At 58.1% G+C, this 19,059-nt stretch carries 15 protein-coding genes, 4 tRNA genes and 1 pseudogene; 1 reads left to right on the forward strand and 19 read right to left on the reverse strand.

Annotated features, from left to right (window positions below):
- Window positions 1-76: 76 nt before the first annotated feature.
- On the forward strand, window positions 77-958 hold the full coding sequence (locus FX155_RS03875) for a LysR family transcriptional regulator (protein ID WP_022487637.1): 882 nt from the start codon (window positions 77-79) through the stop codon (window positions 956-958).
- A gap of 186 nt (window positions 959-1,144) precedes the next feature.
- Here FX155_RS03875 and glyS read toward each other — a convergent pair whose 3' ends face one another.
- From glyS to FX155_RS03965, 19 genes and pseudogenes are all read right to left on the reverse strand, one after another.
- The gene (gene glyS / locus FX155_RS03880) at window positions 1,145-3,205 is read right to left on the reverse strand and encodes a glycine--tRNA ligase subunit beta (protein WP_022487638.1); all 2,061 of its coding nucleotides are present in this window, start codon (window positions 3,203-3,205) and stop codon (window positions 1,145-1,147) included.
- 5 nt (window positions 3,206-3,210) lie between these two features.
- The gene (glyQ, locus tag FX155_RS03885) at window positions 3,211-4,083 is read right to left on the reverse strand and encodes a glycine--tRNA ligase subunit alpha (protein ID WP_022487639.1); all 873 of its coding nucleotides are present in this window, start codon (window positions 4,081-4,083) and stop codon (window positions 3,211-3,213) included.
- A gap of 221 nt (window positions 4,084-4,304) precedes the next feature.
- Window positions 4,305-4,379, reverse strand: a tRNA-Ile gene (locus tag FX155_RS03890).
- A 39-nt stretch (window positions 4,380-4,418) separates the two neighbouring features.
- A complete protein-coding gene (gene rpoD, locus FX155_RS11680) occupies window positions 4,419-5,615 on the reverse strand; it encodes an RNA polymerase sigma factor RpoD (protein WP_374047541.1) in 1,197 nt (398 codons plus the stop codon).
- A gap of 54 nt (window positions 5,616-5,669) precedes the next feature.
- Window positions 5,670-6,194: pseudogene (locus FX155_RS11725) on the reverse strand (RNA polymerase sigma factor region1.1 domain-containing protein); the annotation flags it as partial.
- Between the two features lie 51 nt (window positions 6,195-6,245).
- A complete protein-coding gene (gene dnaG / locus FX155_RS03900; protein ID WP_022487641.1) occupies window positions 6,246-8,057 on the reverse strand; it encodes a DNA primase in 1,812 nt (603 codons plus the stop codon).
- A gap of 98 nt (window positions 8,058-8,155) precedes the next feature.
- Complete coding sequence (locus FX155_RS03905) at window positions 8,156-8,977, reverse strand: pyruvate, water dikinase regulatory protein (protein WP_347567405.1); 822 nt, start codon at window positions 8,975-8,977, stop codon at window positions 8,156-8,158.
- A complete protein-coding gene (locus tag FX155_RS03910; RefSeq protein WP_154487829.1) occupies window positions 8,970-9,635 on the reverse strand; it encodes a helix-turn-helix transcriptional regulator in 666 nt (221 codons plus the stop codon). Before FX155_RS03910 ends, FX155_RS03905 begins: the two co-directional genes overlap by 8 nt.
- 89 nt (window positions 9,636-9,724) lie before the next feature.
- The gene (gene ppsA / locus FX155_RS03915; protein ID WP_022487644.1) at window positions 9,725-12,115 is read right to left on the reverse strand and encodes a phosphoenolpyruvate synthase; all 2,391 of its coding nucleotides are present in this window, start codon (window positions 12,113-12,115) and stop codon (window positions 9,725-9,727) included.
- Between the two features lie 186 nt (window positions 12,116-12,301).
- Window positions 12,302-12,868: a flavin reductase family protein gene (locus FX155_RS03920; protein WP_154487830.1), complete on the reverse strand. Its 567-nt coding sequence runs from the start codon at window positions 12,866-12,868 to the stop codon at window positions 12,302-12,304.
- A 38-nt stretch (window positions 12,869-12,906) separates the two neighbouring features.
- Complete coding sequence (locus FX155_RS03925; protein WP_154487831.1) at window positions 12,907-13,872, reverse strand: FecCD family ABC transporter permease; 966 nt, start codon at window positions 13,870-13,872, stop codon at window positions 12,907-12,909.
- A gap of 118 nt (window positions 13,873-13,990) precedes the next feature.
- Window positions 13,991-14,065: transfer RNA gene (locus FX155_RS03930), tRNA-Glu, on the reverse strand.
- A 12-nt stretch (window positions 14,066-14,077) separates the two neighbouring features.
- A tRNA-Gln gene (locus FX155_RS03935) sits at window positions 14,078-14,151 on the reverse strand.
- 112 nt (window positions 14,152-14,263) lie between these two features.
- A tRNA-Gln gene (locus FX155_RS03940) sits at window positions 14,264-14,337 on the reverse strand.
- A 174-nt stretch (window positions 14,338-14,511) separates the two neighbouring features.
- Window positions 14,512-15,258 (reverse strand): metallophosphoesterase, encoded by a 747-nt coding sequence (locus FX155_RS03945; protein ID WP_022487648.1) that lies wholly within the window; start codon window positions 15,256-15,258, stop codon window positions 14,512-14,514.
- A gap of 98 nt (window positions 15,259-15,356) precedes the next feature.
- Window positions 15,357-16,481 (reverse strand): DUF362 domain-containing protein, encoded by a 1,125-nt coding sequence (locus tag FX155_RS03950; RefSeq protein WP_022487649.1) that lies wholly within the window; start codon window positions 16,479-16,481, stop codon window positions 15,357-15,359.
- Window positions 16,482-16,597: 116 nt separating this feature from the next.
- Window positions 16,598-17,080: a 23S rRNA (pseudouridine(1915)-N(3))-methyltransferase RlmH gene (gene rlmH / locus FX155_RS03955; RefSeq protein ID WP_022487650.1), complete on the reverse strand. Its 483-nt coding sequence runs from the start codon at window positions 17,078-17,080 to the stop codon at window positions 16,598-16,600.
- Window positions 17,077-18,207, reverse strand: a complete 1,131-nt coding sequence (locus FX155_RS03960; protein WP_195839606.1) for a S1C family serine protease — start codon at window positions 18,205-18,207, stop codon at window positions 17,077-17,079. The genes rlmH and FX155_RS03960 overlap by 4 nt, the downstream gene beginning before the upstream one ends.
- Window positions 18,208-18,221: 14 nt before the next feature.
- Window positions 18,222-19,007 (reverse strand): MBL fold metallo-hydrolase, encoded by a 786-nt coding sequence (locus FX155_RS03965; protein ID WP_154487833.1) that lies wholly within the window; start codon window positions 19,005-19,007, stop codon window positions 18,222-18,224.
- Window positions 19,008-19,059 lie beyond the last annotated feature (52 nt).

Here is a 19,059-nt window from a genome sequence, read left to right on the forward strand (position 1 = left end):
ATTATTTTGTGAACTTTCTGTCATTCAGTCTGACCAACGAAAAGTTTGGCAAATCCCAAAGAATCAGGAGGCAATCATGTCCATCACCCCGGAACAGATCCGCTACTTCATCACCGCCTGCCGGTACATGAACTTCACCAAGGCCGCCGAAGAGCTCCACCTCACCCAGCCCGGACTCAGCAAAGCCATCCGGGAACTGGAAGGCCAGTGCGGGGCCGCCCTGTGGGAACGGCATCACAATTCCCTGGCCCTGACCCCTGCCGGCCGGGTATTCCTGGAACAGGCCCGAAAATTCCAGGACCAGTATGAACAGCTTGAGGCCACCGCCCGGTCCCTGGGCTCCGGAGAAGCTCTGCTGCGGATCGGCCTGGTTCCCATGTGCGGCAACACCATTTTCCCCGGTCTCCACCGGGCTCTCCAGGAAGCCTGGCCCCAGCTGCGGATCATCACCACCGAAGCCACCGGTCCCACCCTGTATTCCCTGCTGGACCAGCAGGAAATCGATCTGGCCCTGTGCGTCACCAACCATCTGCCGGAAGCCCCCTACCACTGCCGGGTCTTGAAGGACAGCCGGCTCATGCTGTTCGTCCACAGGGACCATCCTCTGGCCCGGCGGACTTCCGTGGACCTGCAGGACCTGGAGGATGAACCGCTGGTCCTGTTCACCGACCAGTTCGGCCAGACCCGGTACCTGCGCCGGCTGTTCGCCGCCTGCCAGGTCCACCCCCGGATCCTCCACCAGACCTCCCAGGTGTTCACCATCCTGGAATACATCCGCCACCAGGCCGCCCTGGGTTTTCTTTCTGAAGAATTTGCCCAGGACGAAAAGAACCTGGTGGCCATCCCCGTGAACCAGATTGCCACCGGCCACGTGAATTTCGTCTGGAACCGGGATCCGGACCAGTTCCCCGCCCTGAAGCGGTTTTTGGAGTTTGTGGAAAATAGGTGGCCCCGGTAGGGACAGCAGGACCTGTCTGCAGTCTCTAGTCAGCAGTCCACAGTGAGCTTTTTGATTTACATTGTAAATCAACTATATTATAATTTTGGCTGATTTATTTAATAGGTAATCAAAAAAAGGACCCGTTTCCCGGCAGGGGAACGGGTCCTTTCCTACGGCCGCTGACCGTGGACAGCTGACAGTTCTTTATTTCATTACCAGCTGGCTCAGATCTGCCACCTGGTTTACCTGCTTCTTCACCTGGTTCAGCAGGGCCAGACGGTTGTTCTTTACTTTTTCGTCCTTGTCCATGACCATCACCGCGTCGAAGAAGGCGTTGACGGGTGCGGCCAGTTCATCGTTGGCAGCCAGCAGGTCGGCGTACTTCCGGTCGGCAGCCAGAGGAGCGGTGGCAGCAGCCACTTTTTCCACAGCTTCGAAGAGGGCCTTTTCTGCGGCATCCTGGAAGAGGGCGGCATCCACAGGGGCTTCCACCACATTGTTCTTGCTGATGTTTTCCACCCGGGTGAAGGCCTGGATGCTGTCGGCGGCTTTATCCGTTTCCAGATAAGCAGCCAGGGCATCGGCCCGGACGAAGATGTCTGCCAGGTCGTCCAGTCCCGGAGCGGCCAGGACGGCATCCACCACGTCATACCGGACCCCTTTGTCCAGCAGCATGTTCTTGGCCCGCTGGGCGAAGAAGTCGGCCACTTCATCCAGCAGCTTGGCTTCGTTTTCCACTTCCACCGGCAGGTTCTTCAGGGTTTCCGCCAGTACGGCCCGGAGCGGGAAGTGGACTCCGCCGTCGGCCACGATGTTCAGGATGCCCAGAGCCTGACGGCGCAGGGCGTAGGGATCCTGGGACCCGGTGGGCGCCATGCCCCGGCTGAAGGTGGCCACAATGTTGTCCAGTTTGTCCGCCACAGCCAGAATCCGGCCTTCGTTGCTCTGGGGCAGTTCATCGCCGGCAAACCGGGGCATGTACTGTTCCCCGATGGCCTGGGCCACTTTCTCCCCTTCCTTGTCCAGGAGAGCATATTCCTTGCCCATGGTGCCCTGGAGTTCGGTGAATTCTGTTACCATGCCGGTGACCAGATCCGCCTTGGACAGGAGGGCAGCCCGTTCCACGGCCTTGGCATCCGCTTCCAGGCCGGTGGCTTTCACCAATACGTCGCACAGCTTCTGGAGCCGTTCCGTCTTGTCATACATATTCCCCAGGCCGTGCTGGAAGGCCACTTCGTGGAGTCCTTCCCGGTGCTGGGCCAGGGATTTCTTCCGGTCGTTGTCGAAGAAGAACACTGCATCGTCCAGACGGGCCCGGAGCACCCGTTCATTCCCGTGGGTCACGATGTCCAGATGTTCCTTGCCCCCGTTGCGGACGGTGATGAATTTTGGCATCAGTTTCCCATCCTTGTCGAACATGGGGAAGTACCGCTGATGATCCCGCATGGGGGTGATGATGGCGCAGTCCGGCAGACGCAGGTACTTGTCATCGATATGGCCGCACAGTGCCGTGGGATATTCCACCAGGAAGGTGACTTCTTCCAGCAGGTCCGGAGAAATGGCGGCTTTGCCTCCTTCGGCCACAGCCAGGTCTTCGATCTGTTTCCGGATGGTTTCCCGGCGTTTGTCCACGTCCACCATGACGAAGTTGTCTTCCATGGTCTTTTCGTAGGAAGCAGCGTCCGGGATGGTGATCAGATGGTTGCTCAGGAACCGGTGGCCCCGGGCTTCTCTGCCGCTCTTTACATCGTTGGCTTCCACCGGGATCACCTGGTCATCCAGGAGAGCCACCATCCAGCGGAAAGGACGGACGAACCCGAAATCATAGTCAGCCCACCGCATGGTTTTGGGGAAGTTCAGAGAATGGAGGATGTCATCCAGGATGGCCGGCAGCAGGTCGATGGTCTTTTTGCCTTCCAGATGCTTCACGGCATACACATAGCCGTCCTTCTGGACCAGGTCCTTTACATCCACACCCTGGCCCCGGGCAAATCCCTGGGCGGCACGGGTGGGGTTCCCTTCCTTGTCAAAGGCAATCTTCAGGGACGGCCCCTTGCTTTCCACATTGGAGTCTTCCTGTTTTTCCGCTACCCCTTCCGCCAGGAAAGCCATCCGGCGGGGAGTCCCGTACACTTTCACCGTGCTGAAGGGGATCCGGGCTTCGGCCAGTTTCTTCCCGGCCAGTTCCTTGTATTCCTTCAGGATGCCGGGCATGTATTGGGCCGGCATTTCTTCCGTTCCGATTTCATATAATAAATTTGCCATATCCATTACCCTCTCTTCAGCATGGGGAATCCCAGTTTTTCCCGTTGTTCCACATAGGCCGCCGCACACAGCCGAGCCAGTGCCCGCACCCGGGAAATGTAGTTGGTCCGTTCGCTGACGCTGATGGCGCCCCGGGCATCCAGCAGATTGAAGGTGTGGGAGCATTTCAGCACATAGTCATAAGCCGGACGGATGTTGCCGGTGAGGATGACCCGTTTGGCTTCCTTTTCGTACTTGTCGAACAGGTCGAACAGCAGGTCGATGTCGGCGATGTCAAAGCTGTACCGGGACTGTTCCACTTCGTTGGTGTGGAACACATCCCCGTAGGTCACATCCCCCACCCACTGGAGGTCGTAGACGTTTTCCACCCCCTGGATGTACATGGCCAGCCGTTCCAGGCCATACGTGATTTCCACAGCCACCGGTTTGATGTCGATGGAACCCACCTGCTGGAAATAGGTGAACTGGGTGATTTCCATCCCGTCCAGCCAAACTTCCCAGCCCATACCCCAGGCCCCCAGGGTGGGAGATTCCCAGTTGTCTTCCACGAACCGGATATCATGTTCTTCCGGATGGATGCCCAGTTCCCGCAGGCTTTCCAAGTACAGTTCTTGGATGTTGCTGGGGGACGGCTGCATGATCACCTGGAACTGGTGATGCTGATACAGACGGTTGGGGTTGTCCCCGTACCGGCCGTCAGCAGGACGGCGGGAAGGTTCCACATAGCACACGTTCCAGGGTTCCGGCCCCAGTACCCGCAGGAAGGTGGACGGGTTCATGGTCCCGGCGCCCTTTTCCACGTCATAAGGCTGAGCCATGATGCAGCCCTGGTTGGCCCAGTACTTCTGCAGGTTCAAAATGATGGTCTGAAAATCCATTTTCTCTCCTCCTATACAAAAACTCCCGTCTCTGTAATATAGACAGGATACTCTACATTACAGGGACGGGAGGTTGTTCCGCGGTTCCACCCTGTTTGCCGCCCGAAAGCGGCCTCTCTTGTGAAGCGAACGCTCAGGGATGCCAACCCCCTCATTGCGTATTACAGAGGAACTATAACAAATCAGGCGGAACTTGTCAAGTTCCGCCTGGATTTTTCAGTTGGTGGGCCCACAAGGATTCGAACCTTGGACCAACCGGTTATGAGCCGGGGGCTCTACCGCTGAGCTATAGGCCCAATGCTAAAATTATAAACCAGAAAAGGAAATTCTGTCAATTATTCCAGGAATTCCTTCAGGGGTTTGCTCCGTTTGGGGCTCCGGAGTTTCCGCAGGGCCTTGGCTTCAATCTGCCGGATCCGTTCCCGGGTGACCCCGAAATACTGGCCCACTTCTTCCAGGGTACGGGTACGGCCGTCCATAAGGCCAAACCGCAGTTCCAGCACTCTCCGTTCCCGGGCGCTCAGGTGTTCCTGGAGCACCTTGCCCAGCTGTTCCTGGAGCAGGGTGTAGGAGGCGGCATCCGCCGGAGACGGAGCCTCCTGGTCTTCGATGAAGTCTCCCAAGTGAGAGTCTTCTTCTTCCCCGATAGGGGTTTCCAGGGAAACCGGTTCCTGGGCGATTTTCTGGATCTCCCGGACCCGTTCCACAGGCACGTCCATTTCCTTGGCGATTTCTTCCGGGGTCGGTTCCCGTCCCAGTTCCTGCAGCAGCTGCCGGGATACCCGGACCAGCTTGTTGATGGTTTCCACCATGTGCACCGGGATCCGGATGGTCCGGGCCTGGTCGGCAATGGCACGGGTAATGGCCTGCCGGATCCACCAGGTGGCGTAGGTACTGAACTTGAATCCCTTGTTGTAATCGAACTTTTCCACAGCCTTGATCAGCCCCAGGTTCCCTTCCTGGATCAGATCCAGGAACAGCATCCCACGGCCCACATACCGTTTGGCAATGCTGACCACCAGCCGGAGGTTGGCTTCGGACAGGCATTTCTTGGCGTTGTCCCCGCAGAATTCCATCCGGTGGAGGAGACGGCTGAAGCGTTTTTTGGCTTCTTCGATCTTGCTCTTGGTTTCCTCATCCACTTTCTGGTGGAGGGCTTTGTCGTCGATCACGGCAAACAGTTCCTGGAGAGTCCCCAGGGTGCTTTCCTCGGCTTCTTCCGCCGGATCGTCCGGGTGGACGGACTTCACCGTATGGGCCACCTTGTATTTGTTTTCCTGGAGCAGCCGGTTCAGCCGCTTCTTTTCGTCCATGGTGAAAGCCTTCACCAGGTTCTGGTAGTCTTCCGTATCCAGGATGTGATCCGTATTGGACAGAAGCTGGGCCTTCCGGTAGGTCAGGGAAACGCTCCGGTTGTCCACCCAGATGCCTTCTCTGGTGAGCAGTTCATTGGCCTCGTCCAGCAGCTTGCCGATGGACAGCCGTTTGTTCACCGGCGGGAATTCCCCGTCCGGCTTGTCCCCTTTCAGGATGACTTTGGCCTGGTTGCCTTTGTCGGCCCGTTTGGCCAGTTTGATTTCATCATCCCCGGCCAAAAGAGGCACCCGGCCGATTTCCTTCAGATACATGCGGACCGGGTCATCCACAATGACCCCTTCTGGAACGGACAGGTTGGCCAGTTCCGATTCGTCCACTTTCAGTTCGTCTTCATCGATGGTTTCCGGTTCCTCATCTTCGGCTCCGTCATCCACCACTTCAATGTTCTTTTCAGCCAGTTTGGAATAGATGGCATCCATCTCATCTACAGAGACGGTGTCTTCGTTCTGCAGCCGGTCCTGGATTTCCTTGTAGGTGAGAACGCCGTGATTCTTTTTGGCCAGCGCTTCGAATTCCGCCAGGTATTCCGCCGCGGTTTTGGGTTTGTCTTTCTTGCCTGCCTTGCTTCTGGTTTTCGTTCCTGAACCCGCCTTTCCCGTGGTTTTTGCCGCCTTCTTCTTTCTGGGAGCAGCCTTGGCTTTCCCCACTGCCGTGGGCTGGGCCTCACTCTGTCCTTTCTCTGCTGCCGTGGCAGTCAGCTGCGGCTCCAATTCTTTCTTTTCTTTTTCAGTCATTGGGGCGTTCCCTCCTTTCTTTCAAATGAGAAAAATCTGCATTTCCCGGCTTCATACCGGTTTTGTCAATTTTCCTATCTCCAATTTTATTCGCCGACATTCTTCTAATTCCTGCAAAAATTTTTCATTTCCCTCTTTTTCATATTTTTCCGCCAGTTGGCTGTGTTTTTCATATTCCCGGTCCAGGGCTGCAATCTGCAGCCGCCGGAGGCAGTCCTCCAGGATGGAGGGCAGGGTGCCCTTTTCCACATTGAGGCTCAGGATCCCCGTCAGTTCTGCCGCTCCCTCTTCTTCCAGATGGGGGAACAGGTCCCGGGGATCCCGGTAGGTCCCTTCCTGGACCATCCGGAGGAAGGTGGTGAAAATGGCCTGCCGGGCCGGGGTGGTGAAGGATTCCAGATGGGCGATGCCCTCCTGGCCCGGACGGGGCGGGATTCCTTCCAGGAAAGCCCGGAGCACCAGCCGTTCCGCCTGTTCCGTAGGGCTGGTCACCTTCACCTGCCGCTGGGTGAGCCATTCCGGATTGTAGCTCCGGCCCCCGAACTGACCCTGGGTCAGCTTCCGGTATTCGCTCTGGATCAGCCCTTCGTCAATGGCCAGCCGCCGGGACAGATCCCGTATCCGTTCCCCCACTTCCACGTCGCTCTGGCAGTCCCGGAACAGGGGCAGCACTTTGGCCACCGCTTCCACTTTGCCTCCCAGAGTCTCCAGATCACATTCTCCCAGCACCGTATCCATCTGGTAGTCCATGCCCGGTTTAGCATTCTTCAGCAGTTCCTCGAAGGCTTCCCTGCCTTCCTTTCGGATGAATTCGTCCGGATCCTTCCCGTCGGTCACATGCATCACCCGGCATTTGAGCCCGGCCTGGAGGGCCAGGGGAATGGCCCGCATGGCCGCCGCCCGTCCGGCCCGGTCGCTGTCGAAACAGAAGACCACTTCCGGGGTGAGCCGCTTCAACAGGGCCGCCTGATGGTCCGTAAAAGCCGTACCCATGGAGGCCACCGCCCAGTCGATGCCGGCGGCATGGAGGCTGATGGCGTCCATGTGTCCTTCCACGATCAGGGCCTGCTGCCGTTTCCGGATGGGGCCGGAAGCCCGATCCAGGCCGAACAGCAGATTTCCCTTGTGGAACCAGGGGGTTTCCGGGGTGTTCATGTACTTGGCCGGGGAGGCGTCCTTGTCCAGGATCCGGCCGGTAAAGCCTACCACCCGGCCCCGGGGATCCCGGATGGGAATCATTACCCGGGCCCGGAATTTATCGTAGACTCCGGTGCCCCGCTGCCTGGGACTGACCAGCCCCGCCTTCAGCAGCACGGCTTCCGTCACCCCCCGTTTTTCCAGGGCGGTGGAAAGAGTCTGGAAATCCGGCGGGGCCAGCCCCAGGCCGAAGGACTCGATAATGTCCTTCCCGATGCCCCGGCCGGCCAGGTACTGGATCCCCCGCTCCCCGTACCGGGTGTTCACCAGACAGGAGTGGAAGAACCGGGAAGCCAGGTCGTTGGCGGCCAGCACTTCTTTCGTTTCCTTTTCCCGGGCGATTTCCCGGGCGGATTTGGCCCGTTCCGGCACCGGGATCCCGTACTTCTCCGCCAGCTGCTTCAGGGCTTCCGGGAAGGTCAGATTGTCCCGCTTCATCACATAGGAGAACACATCTCCCCCGGCCCCGCAGCCGAAGCAGTGGAACAGCCCCCGGGCCGGATCCACCTTGAAGGAAGGAGTCTTTTCCCCATGGAAGGGACAGCAGCCCCAGTACTGGGTGCCACGGCGCTTCAGGTTCACCGTTTCGGAAACGATGGCCAGGATATCCGCGGCCTGCCGCACCTGCTCTTTGAAATTGGTCATTTTTTCTTTCAGTTCATCCATGGGATCCTTCCTTCTTCACTCCTGCAGTACTGTATGTATTCGACAAAAAAGAGGAAATTCCTGCTAATACAGAAATTTCCTCTTGACAAAATCCCTTTTCAGGATTCGTAGTCAAAACGTTTCCGGAGATATTCCAGGATCAGGCTGGCGGTTTCCTCAATGGCCCGGTTGGACACGTTGATGATCATGCAGTGGAGCTGCTGCATAATGGCCCGGGCGTATTCCAGTTCCTCCTGGATCCGGTGGATGTCCGCATAGTTGGCCCCGTCAGTGAGCCCCATGGCCTTGAGCCGGGCACAGCGGATCTCGTTGAGCTTGTAGGGGTCGATCAAAAGACCGATGATCCGGCTGGAAGGCACCTTGAACAGTTCCTCAGGAGGCGGGATCTCCGGCACCAGAGGCACGTTGGCCACCTTCAGCTGCTTGTTGGCCAGGTACATGGAAAGAGGGGTCTTGGAAGTCCGGGACACCCCGATGATCACCAGGTCCGCCTTGGCCAGTCCCCAGGGGTTCTTCCCGTCATCGTACTTGATGGCAAATTCCACCGCCGCCACCCGTTTGAAGTATTCATGGTCCAGGGCATGGATCAGGCCGGGCTGGTTCTTGGGCAGGAGCCCGGAGGTCTTCTCGATGGCCTTCAGCACAGGACCCAGGATGTCCACCACTTCCACATCCAGTTCAATGGCCTTCTGGGCCACTGCCTTCCGCATTTCCGGGGACACGATGGTGTAGCACACAATGGCATTCTGTTCCTTGGCTTCCGTGAGGATCTTGTCGATCTGCTCCACGCTCTTTACGTAGGGCACCCGGATGATATCGAATTTCTCCTGGACAAACTGGCTGGTGGTGGCTTTCACCACGGATTCCGAAGTTTCTCCGATGGAGTCAGAGATGGCATAGATGATCGGTGCTTTAGCTATGATAATTCCCTCCCTTTCCTTCCGCCAGCTCCACCAGGAGCCGGGTAAAGTTGGTCTTGGTCACCCGTCCCAGGACTTTCAGCCGCCGGGGATCCTCATCCAGAGGCCGGACCACCGGCAGGCAGTCGATTTCGTGGTCCATAAGCCGCCGGGCTGCCGAAGCCGCCGGTTCCTCCGGCTTGGCCGTGACGATTTTGCTCAGCGGTGTCATCACCATGGCCACCGGCAGCTGGTGCAGGTCGGACCCGGGGTTGAGGGCCGCCTTCAGCAGGTCCTTCCGGGACACCACCCCGTGGAGCAGTCCTTCCGGCCCTTCTACCACGAATACGGTGCCCACGTCTTCCAGGAACATGGTGATGGCGGCATCATAGGCACTTTTTTCGCTGCTCACCACAATGGGAACGGATTTGATGTCTTCCACGGTAACGGAAGACAGTTCCTCCTGGAGGAGCCCCAGGGTGTTCTTGCCAGTGTAGTAGTACCCCACCCGGGGCCGGGCATCCAGGATGCCGCTCATGGTCAGGATGGCCAGGTCGGACCGGAGGGCCGCCCGGCTGAGCCCCAGTTCCCGGGCAATGGTTTCCCCGGCCACCGGGCCCTCCTGCCGTACGATTTCCGCAATTTTCCGCTGTCTAGCACTGAGAGGAATGGGACTCATCTCCTTTCCCTTGGATTCAGTCTCATTATAGAAGAAAAAGCAACAGGGTGCAAGAAGAGGGTGTGAAAGAATTCACACCCCTCTTTTTATTACCAGGCCAGTTCTTCCTCGTGGAGGTTCCGGCCCCGTCCGGTGAGTTTGTCCAGGATCAGCCGCTGTTCCACCTGGGCCACCATCTTTTTGGTGAATTTCACCGCATCCGGGTTTACGGACATACTGTCGATGCCGCTCTGGACCAGGAAGGCGGCGAATTCCGGATAGACGCTGGCAGCCTGGCCGCACAGGGACACGGTCTTCCCATCCCGGTGGGCCACATCGATGAGATGGCGGATGGCCCGTTTCACCGCCAGATTCCGTTCATCGAACAGGTGGGAGATCACATCGTTGTCCCGGTCGCAGCCCAGGGTCAGCATGGTCAGGTCGTTGGACCCGATGGAATAGCCGTCCACGAACTGGTTGAACTGATCCGCCAGGATGATGTTGGCCGGGATCTCCGCCATGAGCCATACCTTGAAGTCCGGCCCTCTGTGGAGTCCTTCTTCCGCCATGATTTCCACCACTTTCCGGGCTTCGTCCACGGTGCGGCAGAAGGGGATCATCACGTTCAGGTTCTTCAGCCCGTATTCTTCCCGGACTTTCCGGACTGCGGCGATTTCCAGCCGGAAGGCGGCGGTGTATTTGGGATCATAGTACCGGGAGGCTCCTCTCCAGCCCAGAAGAGCGCTGGGTTCGTGGGGTTCGAAGGCTTCCCCGCCTTTCAGATCCCGGTATTCGCTGGATTTGAAATCACTGAACCGGAGAGTCACCGGCCGGGGTGCCATGGCGGCGCAGACTTTCCGGAACCCGTCAGCCAGGGCATCCACCACTTTTTCCGGATGGCCGGACTGGATCAGATACAGGGGATGTTCATGGATGTAGGTGGTCCAGATGAATTCTTCCCGCATGAGGCCGATGCCGTCACAGGGCAGGCTGCTGTATTTTTCCGCCAGGGCCGGGTCACCCAGGTTCATGTAAATCTTGGTGCCGGTGACCGGGAAGGTTTCCTGGGCCACGATCTGGGTCTGGGGTGCTGCGGCAGCTGCCGCTTTCTTCACCTGGAGGTTGCCGGCGAACACCACCCCGTTGGAGGCGTCCACGGTAATCTCATCTCCGGTGTGGAGCAGGCTGGTGGCTGCGGTGCCCCGGCTCTTGGTGCCCACGATGCAGGGGATGCCCAGTTCCCGGGAAACGATGGAAGCATGACAGGTCATGCCGCCGCTGTCGGTGACAATGGCCTGGGCCTTCTTCATGGCCGGCACCCAGTCCGGCGCGGTCATTTCCGTGACCAGGATCTCCCCGTCCTTGAATTCATCGATATCGGAGGGGTCCTTGATTACATGGACTTTGCCGTAGCCCATGCCCGGGCTGGCCGGCAGGCCTTTCACCAGTACCTTGGCGCTCTTGGTATCCTGTTCTTCCATTTTTTCCGCCGCCTTCTTTTCCTTGTTTCTCCGGGACCATACGGTTTCCGGACGGGCCTGGAGGATCCAGATCTTCCCGTCCCGTTCGTCGATGCCCCATTCCATATCCATGTAGCAGCCGTAATGGGCTTCGATTTTCTTGGCGTATCCGGCCAGTTCCAGGATCTGCTGGTTGGTCAGGGTCTGGCGTTTCCGGTCGGCTTCCGGCACCGGCACTTCTTCCGTATCCCCGCCCTTCTTCCGGACCAGCATCACATCCTGTTCGTTGACGGTAGCGGACAGGATCTTCATGTCATCCTTGGATACGATGTAGGTATCCGGGGTGACGATGCCCCCTACCACATATTCGCCCAGGCCCCAGGCTCCTTCGATCATGATGTTTTTGTCGTCCCCGTTGGCCACGTTCACCGTGAACATGACCCCGGCGGCCTTGGAGAACACCATCATCTGGATTACGGCAGAAAGGGCCAGAGACAGATGGTCATAACCCTGTTTTTCCCGGTAGTACACCGCCCGGTCCGTAAAGCAGGAAGCGTAACATTCCTTCACCTTGGCGATGACGCTGTCGGCTCCCTGGACGTTCAGATAGGTATCCTGCTGGCCGGCGAAACTGGCGTCGGGCAAGTCTTCTGCAGTGGCACTGGAGCGGACGGCCACATAGGGCTGGGCTTCCCCCACCTTGGCCGCCAGTTCCCCGTAGGCTTCCCGGATGGCATCCTGGAGATCCTGGGGCATTTCCTGTTCCATGATGGCGGCCCGGAGCTGACCGCACACGGTGCTCAGCTGTTCATTGTCCTCCACATCGGTGAGGCTGGCCAGCAGGCTGCGCATTTTTTCTTCCAGGCCGGTTGCTTTGATGAAGTACCGGTAGGCGTAGGCGGTTGTGGCAAATCCGTAGGGAACCGGCACATCAGTCTTGGAGGTCATTTCCCCCAGAGACGAAGATTTGCCCCCTACAATGTCCACATCTTTCCGTTCCAGCTGTTCGAACCACAACAGGTATGCTTTGGATTTATCCATAATATCGCTCCTTTACTCTACGCTATTGGCGGTTATATCCTCGATATAGTGTATACTATATCACTATGATGCGGCATAATCAAGAGAAAAAATAGGAGGCCTGCTGCCAATGCAGCAGACCCCGGTCAGCGGTCAGCCGTCAACAGTCAACGGCCCAAGGAAGCCAGCACCGCTGGCTTTGAAATGTTATTTTGTTTCTCCCGGCGCTTCCGTGTGGGCGAAAGCCTTGCCCACTGCGCGCTCCGCCACCAGATAGGTGTGGTTCACCGGATCCAGCACCAGGGGACGGAGTTTGGCCGGGTCGATTTTCCCGTCGGTGAGGATGCTTTCGTCAGCGCTTACGTTGAGGATCTCGCCTACCAGCCGCTCGTTTTCCTCATCAAAGCTCTTTACCCGGCATTCCAGTACCATGGGCAGTTCCGCAATGATGGGGGCATTCACCCGGCTGGATTTCTCCACATGGAATCCGGCCCGGGCCACTTTGTCCGGTACCTTGTTCCCGGAAACCAGTCCCAGGTAATCGCAGGCCGCCAGCTGGTCTTCCGTGGCCATGCTCACGGTGAAGGCTCCTGTTTTCTTCAGGTTGGCCACGGTTTTGTGGGTCCGGGCCAGGCAGAAGGAAATCTCCGTATCATTGCTGATGCCGCCCCAGGCCGCATTCATCACATCCGGCACACCCTGTTCATCATAGGTCCCGATCATGTACACCGGCTGAGGATAGGTCAGGGGCTTTGCGCCAAAATCTTTCCGCATGGATATCACACTCCTTTGGTTCCATTATACCATAACTGTCACTTTTTCCGGCACAGCAGCCAGAGGAAGTAGGGGGCCCCGAACAGAGCTGTAATGATCCCCACCCGGATCTCTCCCCCCGGCAGGAGCAGCCGGCCCAGGCTGTCGCAGAACACCAGGAACAGACCCCCGCCCAGGGCGCTGAGCGGCAGCAGGGTCCGATGGTCCGGTCCGGCCAGCAGCCGGAGGCAGTGAGGCACCAGGAGCCCCACAAAACCGATGTTCCCTCCGGCGCATACCCCAAGTCCCATCAGAAGGGCCAGCCACCCCAGCAGCAGTTTCCGCCAGAAGGGGGCATCCATTCCCAGGGACAGGGCCTGTTCCTCGCCCAGGCTCAGCACATTCAGCTGCCGGCCCCAAAGGCACAGGACGGCCAGCACCCCTACCAGCACCGGCAGCAGCAGCTTCACCTGGAGCCAGGTGCCCACTCCCAAGTTCCCCAGGGTCCAGAAAAAGTACTGGCGCATAACGGCGTCCGGGGCAAAGCTGAGAAGGCCGGCGGTCAGGGCCCCGCAGAGCAGGCTCACCGCCACCCCGGACAGGAGCAGCTTCACCCGGTCATGGCTCCGGCTGCCCAGGAGCCCCACCAGAAAGGAGGCCAGGGCCGCCCCGGCAAAGGCCCCCAGGGGCAGGAACCAGTAGCTTTTCTGGGGCAGCCCGGTGAGCAGCATCACCACCGCCCCCAGGGAAGCCCCGCCGGTGACCCCCAGGATCCCCGGATCCGCCAGGGGATTCCCGAAGATGCCCTGGAGGACCGTGCCGGAAGCCCCCAGAGCCGCTCCCGTACCCAGGCCCAGCAGCAGCCGGGGCAGCCGGAGATTCCACAGCACATTTACTTCCAAAGGGCTCCATCCTCCCTGGAACAGCCCCAGGGGAGACACGGGCACCTGGCCGCTGAACAGGGACAGGAGGCACACCGGAACCAGCAGCAGTCCCAGCAGCCTGGCCCAGGCTTTTCCTTTCATGTCTTTCTCCTTTCTCACAAACAAAAAAGACGTTCCCCAAAGGGAGCGTCTGTCTTTTATATAATGCAGTTCCATCCTCACGAGTGCATGGCCCATAGGGGATTCCCACGTATTGACCTGGTAGCGCCAACGAGAATCGAACTCGTGATTTCGCCTTGAGAGGGCGACGTCTTAGCCGCTTGACCATGGCGCCAAGATAAAAAAATGGCTCCGGGACTAGGGCTCGAACCCAGACTAGAAGATCCAGAATCTCCTGTGCTACCATTACACCATCCCGGAAGAAAGCTTACTCAATTATTATAGCATACCCAAAAGAAATTGCAAGGATTTTTTCCAAAATGCCAAAAGAAAAACCACCGCTTTCGCAGTGGCCGGTTTCTGGATAAAAAAATGGCTCCGGGACTAGGGCTCGAACCCAGACTAGAAGATCCAGAATCTCCTGTGCTACCATTACACCATCCCGGAGTAACTCTCTTTGCTCTCTCAAAGAGTACTTTCTTAGTATACGACGGAGGGCAAAAAAATGCAAGGGATTTTTTTACTTTTTCCTAAAAAAAAGTAGGAAAATCAAAAGTTTTTAACATGGAAACTAAAAACTTTTGATTTTCCCGTATTTTTTATATTCAATCTGAAAAACTTTCAGTCCAGGATCTTTTCCGGCCGGAAATCCAGGTAGTCTCCGGAGACCAGCCGGTACCGGATGCCTTTATGGAGCCCCAGGATACTGTCCTGGAACTGGGCTTCTCCGTGACAGTGGGCATAGATCACCTGTTCCGCTCCGTATTTCTCCGCCATCCGGGTAAAGATGCTCTCCTCTTCCAGGATATTGGTGGGAGGATAGTGGAGGAACACCAGGAACTTCCGGTACCCCGCGTCCTGGGCTTTCCGGAAGGAATCCTCCAGACGGATGGCTTCCCGGCGGACCAGTTTTTGAGCGTGTTTTTCCGCCTCCTGGTCCCAGCTGAGCACTTCTCCGGTAAACCGGTTGATCAGAAAGGGTCCCTCAAAGGTGAATCCCTTGGTCCCCACCAGGGCATAGTCCCGGTAGGCTGCGAAATTGTTCTGGAGGAAGAAGAGTTTTCCGGCATACTCCTGGTTCAGGGCGTCGGTTTTCTGAGCTTCCCAGAACATGTCATGGTTCCCCCGGATCAGGATCTTCCGTCCCGGCAGATTGGCAATGAAGTCCAGGTCCTCCCGGCACTGGTACAGCTTCCGTCCCCAGGAATGATCCCCTACCAGCACCAGGGTATCCCCCGGCTGCACCAGTTCCTGGCAGTTCTTCCAGATTTTTTCCTCGTGGCGGACCCAGACGGGCCCCATGGCATCCATGGATTTCTCCGGCCGCTGAAAGGCCAGATGGAGATCTCCCAAGGCATAAAGTGCCATCTGATCCACCTCCTTTTCCCCTATTGTACTCTATTTGTCCGGAGGGTTCCAGATGGATAAAAAGAGGGTACCGCCTATGGCCGCAGTACCCTCTCTGATCATTTCAGCGCAACCAGTTCATATGCTCTGGTCCCCAGTCCGATCTTTTCTCCGTGTTCCAGGGTGGTGGCCCAGTCCACCCGGGGATTGCTGTCCAGGAAGTGGTCGTGGTGGCATTCCCAGTCCTTCTGGGCCAAGTGGTCCGCCAGCTGGCTGTTGGGCAGGGGCTGGGCCTTCTGACAGGCATCGGCACAGGCCTGATCCAGGGCAATGGGGTCAAAGGACGCAAACATGCCGATATTGGGCAGGATGGGTGCGTCGTTTTCCCCGTGGCAGTCACAGTTGGGAGAAATATCCATCACCATGTTGATATAGAAGCAGGGACGGCCATGGACCACGGCCAGGGCATATTCCGCCATTTTCCGGTCCAGCAGCTCATTGGCATCCCACTGGACGCTCTGGATGGCGTCGAACCCGCAGGCCCCGATGCAGCGGCCGCATCCGGCACATTTTTCCTCATCGATGTGAGCCTTGTGATTGATATAGGAAATGGCATCGCTGCCGCATTCTTTGGCACACCGGCCGCAGCCCCGGCACAGTTCTTCATCCACCTTGGGCTTGCCGGAGGAATGCTGTTCCATTTTCCCGGCCCGGCTGCCGCAGCCCATGCCCACGTTCTTTACCGCACCGCCGAAGCCGGTGGCTTCATGGCCCTTGAAATGGGCCAGGCTGATGAATACATCCGCATCCATAATGGCCCGGCCGATTTTGGCTTTTTGGATGTATTCCCCGCCGGGAACCGGCACTTCCACTTCATCCGTGCCCCGGAGGCCATCCCCGATGATCACCTGACAGCCGGTGGTAATGGTGTTGTACCCGTTGATGGCGGCACAGTCCAGATGGTCCAGGGCATTTTTCCGGCTGCCGGGATACAGGGTGTTGCAGTCGGTGAGGAAGGGTTTGCCGCCCCATTCCTTCACCAGGTCCGCCACCGCCTTTACATACTGGGGCCGGATGGTGGCTAGGTTCCCCAGTTCCCCGAAATGCATCTTGATGGCGGTGAATTTCCCCTGGAAGTCAATGTCTCCCATATGGGCTGCCCTGCACAGCCGCTGGAGCTTCTCCAGTGCACTGGTGCCCACCGGACACCGGAAATCCGTAAAATACACTTTTGCCTTTTCCATGTTTCCACTCCCCTTGCTGGATAACCGGGAGCACTCCCGCTATCCGCTGTTTTCCAAAAAGCCGGGCTGGTCCCTCTCGGATTCCGCACAACCTGCAGGTTCCAGTCCGGTCTTTTTCAGTGATGGTATTTTTCTTTCCGCATGATCTTGAAGGCCCGGTAGATCTGCTCCAAAAGCAGGATCCGGATCATCTGATGGGTGAAGGTCAGCGGTGAGAAGCTCCACCGGAAATCCGCCCGTTTCCGCAGGGCGTCGGTGTAGCCAAACGGACCTCCGATCACAAAGGTCAGATGGCTCACCCCCTCCACCATCCACTGTTCCATTTTTTCCGCCAGCTGGGGGGAAGAGATTTCCTTCCCCGTAAGATCCAGCAGGATGACGAAACTGTGTTCCGGGATCAGCTTCAGGATCCGGTCCGTTTCCCGGGCCAGCACCTGTTCCTTCACCGCCGGGGACGGATCATCGGGCATCTTCTCTTCGTTGATGCACCGGGTTTCCAGCTGGCAGTAAGCGCCCAGCCGCTTGGTGAATTCCTGTTCCGCCTCCCGGAGGTACTTTTCCTTCAGTTTGCCTGCGCAGGCCAGGGTGATCCTGATCATTGCTGGCTGCTCTGCTGGGGCATTTCCGTAAGAGTGACGGTCTTGTTCACTTCTTCATCTCCCCGGAGGATGGTCACCGGCACCTGCTGTCCCACCTGACATTTGCCCAGGGCATCCCGGAGATCGGCTACAGAAGCCACTTTAGTACCGTTGAACTTAACGATAATATCGTTTGGACGAATGCCTCCACGGTATGCAGGACCGTCTTGAAACATCTTTACGACGAACAGCCCTCCTCTCAGGTCCAGATCGATGCCCAGCCGTTTGGCCAGGGTCTGATCCAGCAGGCTGACCCCCAGATAAGGCCGGACCACCCGTCCTTTTTCCGCCAGTTCCTTCAGGATGGGCTTGGCCTCGTTGATGGGAATGGCAAAACCAATGCCTTCCACCCCGGAAGCGGCAATCTTGGCACTGTTGATGCCGATCACCTGACCGTCCGCGTTCACCAGGGCCCCGCCGGAATTCCCCGGGTTGATGGCCGCATCGGTCTGGATCAGCCGGAACCGCCGTTCACCCATGTCCAGGGACCGGTTCAGGGCGCTGATCACCCCGGCGGTGACACTGCCCCGGAATTCCATGCCCAGGGGGTTCCCGATGGCAATGGCCGGTTCCCCCACCATCAGAGAATCAGAATCCCCGAATTCCGCCACCGGCAGTTCCTCATCTGCATCGATTTTCACTACCGCCAGATCCGTATTGGGGTCGGTGCCCAGCACTTTTCCGTTATAGGTCTTTCCGTCAGGCAGGCTCACCACGATTTCCTGGGCACCGGCCACCACATGGTTGTTGGTGGCGATGAGCCCGTCCTTGCTGTAGATCACCCCGGAACCGCTGCCCTGTTCCACCAGCTGGGTCCGGTTGAAGTAATCCCGTACCAGGGCCTTGTTGGTGATACCCACTACAGCCGGGCCCACCTTCTTGGCGGCCTGGACAATGGGGGTGTTCCGGGCGGCGCTCATATTGGCTTCCGCCTTTTTGGTCTGCTGTTCCTGGGTCAGGGCCGGCTTGTTTTCCGTTTTGGCAGCCGTCTTGTTGCTGGCCAGGCCGCAGCCGGCGGTGAGGAAGCTGGCGCTTAAGGAAAGAGCCACCAGGGTGCTCAGGGTTTTCTTGGTAATGGTATGTTTCATGGTTTTACTCCTTTTCAGCGGACATTGCTGACCATTTCCTGCTGCTGTGCCACATACAGCTGGATTTCCCGGGTCCGGGGACAGTCCTCCAGAACTTCCCGTACGGTCCGGTAGGCAACATCCGGCGTATTGTTCTTTTCACTGAGATGGGCCAGGATCACTTCCGAAGGAGGGTCTTCCAGGGAAGTGAGGAACTGGCCTGCCGTCCGGTTGGACAGATGGCCTTCCCGGCCCAGGATCCGGTTCTGGAGGGCCACCGGGTAAGGCCCGTTCCGGAGCATGGACTCATCATGGTTGGCTTCCAGGACCATGACGGAAGCCCCTTCCGCCGCCTGTTCCACTGCTTTCGTGATGATTCCGCAGTCCGTCAGGTAGGTGCATTTCTCATCTCCGTTGAAGATGGCATATCCTACCGGATCCACTGCATCGTGAGGGATCCGGAACGGTTCGATCCGCAGGTTCCCCATGGTGCAGCTCCGGGGAATCACCCGTACCTGAGGCCGGGGCAGCTGGCGCCGGACAGGCAGCTGGGCCCAGGTCCGCTCGTTGGCAAACACCGGAACGGAGCTGTAGTGCCGGGCGAATACATCCAGTCCGGCCACATGGTCCCTGTGTTCATGGGTCAGGAACACCCCGCTGAGATCTTCCGGTTCCAGTCCACAGCGCTTCAGGCCCTGGACGATCCGCCGGCAGGAAATCCCCGCATCGATCAGGATGGCCGTCTGACCGGCACGGATCAGGGTAGAATTCCCCTTGCTGCCGCTGGCCAGCACGTCCACTTCAAAATTGGTTAAGGTCATGGGATAACACCGTTCCATACAAAAATGTCGGGGCAGCTGTTCCCACCCCGCT

The organism is Acidaminococcus fermentans, from assembly GCF_009696675.1.
In the GTDB taxonomy this organism is placed as follows: Bacteria; Bacillota; Negativicutes; order Acidaminococcales; family Acidaminococcaceae; genus Acidaminococcus.

Excerpts from the sequence above, each read along its gene's own strand:
- FX155_RS03910 (WP_154487829.1), bottom strand. The coding sequence starts at position 9,635 with ATGAGTCCCATTCCTCTCAGTGCTAGACAGCGGAAAATTGCGGAAATC.
- rlmH (WP_022487650.1), bottom strand. The coding sequence starts at position 17,080 with ATGATCAGGATCACCCTGGCCTGCGCAGGCAAACTGAAGGAAAAGTAC.
- dnaG (WP_022487641.1), bottom strand. The coding sequence starts at position 8,057 with ATGGATGAACTGAAAGAAAAAATGACCAATTTCAAAGAGCAGGTGCGG.
- FX155_RS03945 (WP_022487648.1), bottom strand. The coding sequence starts at position 15,258 with ATGGCACTTTATGCCTTGGGAGATCTCCATCTGGCCTTTCAGCGGCCG.
- FX155_RS03920 (WP_154487830.1), bottom strand. The coding sequence starts at position 12,868 with ATGCGGAAAGATTTTGGCGCAAAGCCCCTGACCTATCCTCAGCCGGTG.
- FX155_RS03875 (WP_022487637.1), top strand. The coding sequence starts at position 77 with ATGTCCATCACCCCGGAACAGATCCGCTACTTCATCACCGCCTGCCGG.
- FX155_RS03950 (WP_022487649.1), bottom strand. The coding sequence starts at position 16,481 with ATGGAAAAGGCAAAAGTGTATTTTACGGATTTCCGGTGTCCGGTGGGC.
- FX155_RS03965 (WP_154487833.1), bottom strand. The coding sequence starts at position 19,007 with ATGACCTTAACCAATTTTGAAGTGGACGTGCTGGCCAGCGGCAGCAAG.
- ppsA (WP_022487644.1), bottom strand. The coding sequence starts at position 12,115 with ATGGATAAATCCAAAGCATACCTGTTGTGGTTCGAACAGCTGGAACGG.
- glyS (WP_022487638.1), bottom strand. The coding sequence starts at position 3,205 with ATGGCAAATTTATTATATGAAATCGGAACGGAAGAAATGCCGGCCCAA.
- FX155_RS03925 (WP_154487831.1), bottom strand. The coding sequence starts at position 13,872 with ATGAAAGGAAAAGCCTGGGCCAGGCTGCTGGGACTGCTGCTGGTTCCG.
- FX155_RS03960 (WP_195839606.1), bottom strand. The coding sequence starts at position 18,207 with ATGAAACATACCATTACCAAGAAAACCCTGAGCACCCTGGTGGCTCTT.
- glyQ (WP_022487639.1), bottom strand. The coding sequence starts at position 4,083 with ATGGATTTTCAGACCATCATTTTGAACCTGCAGAAGTACTGGGCCAAC.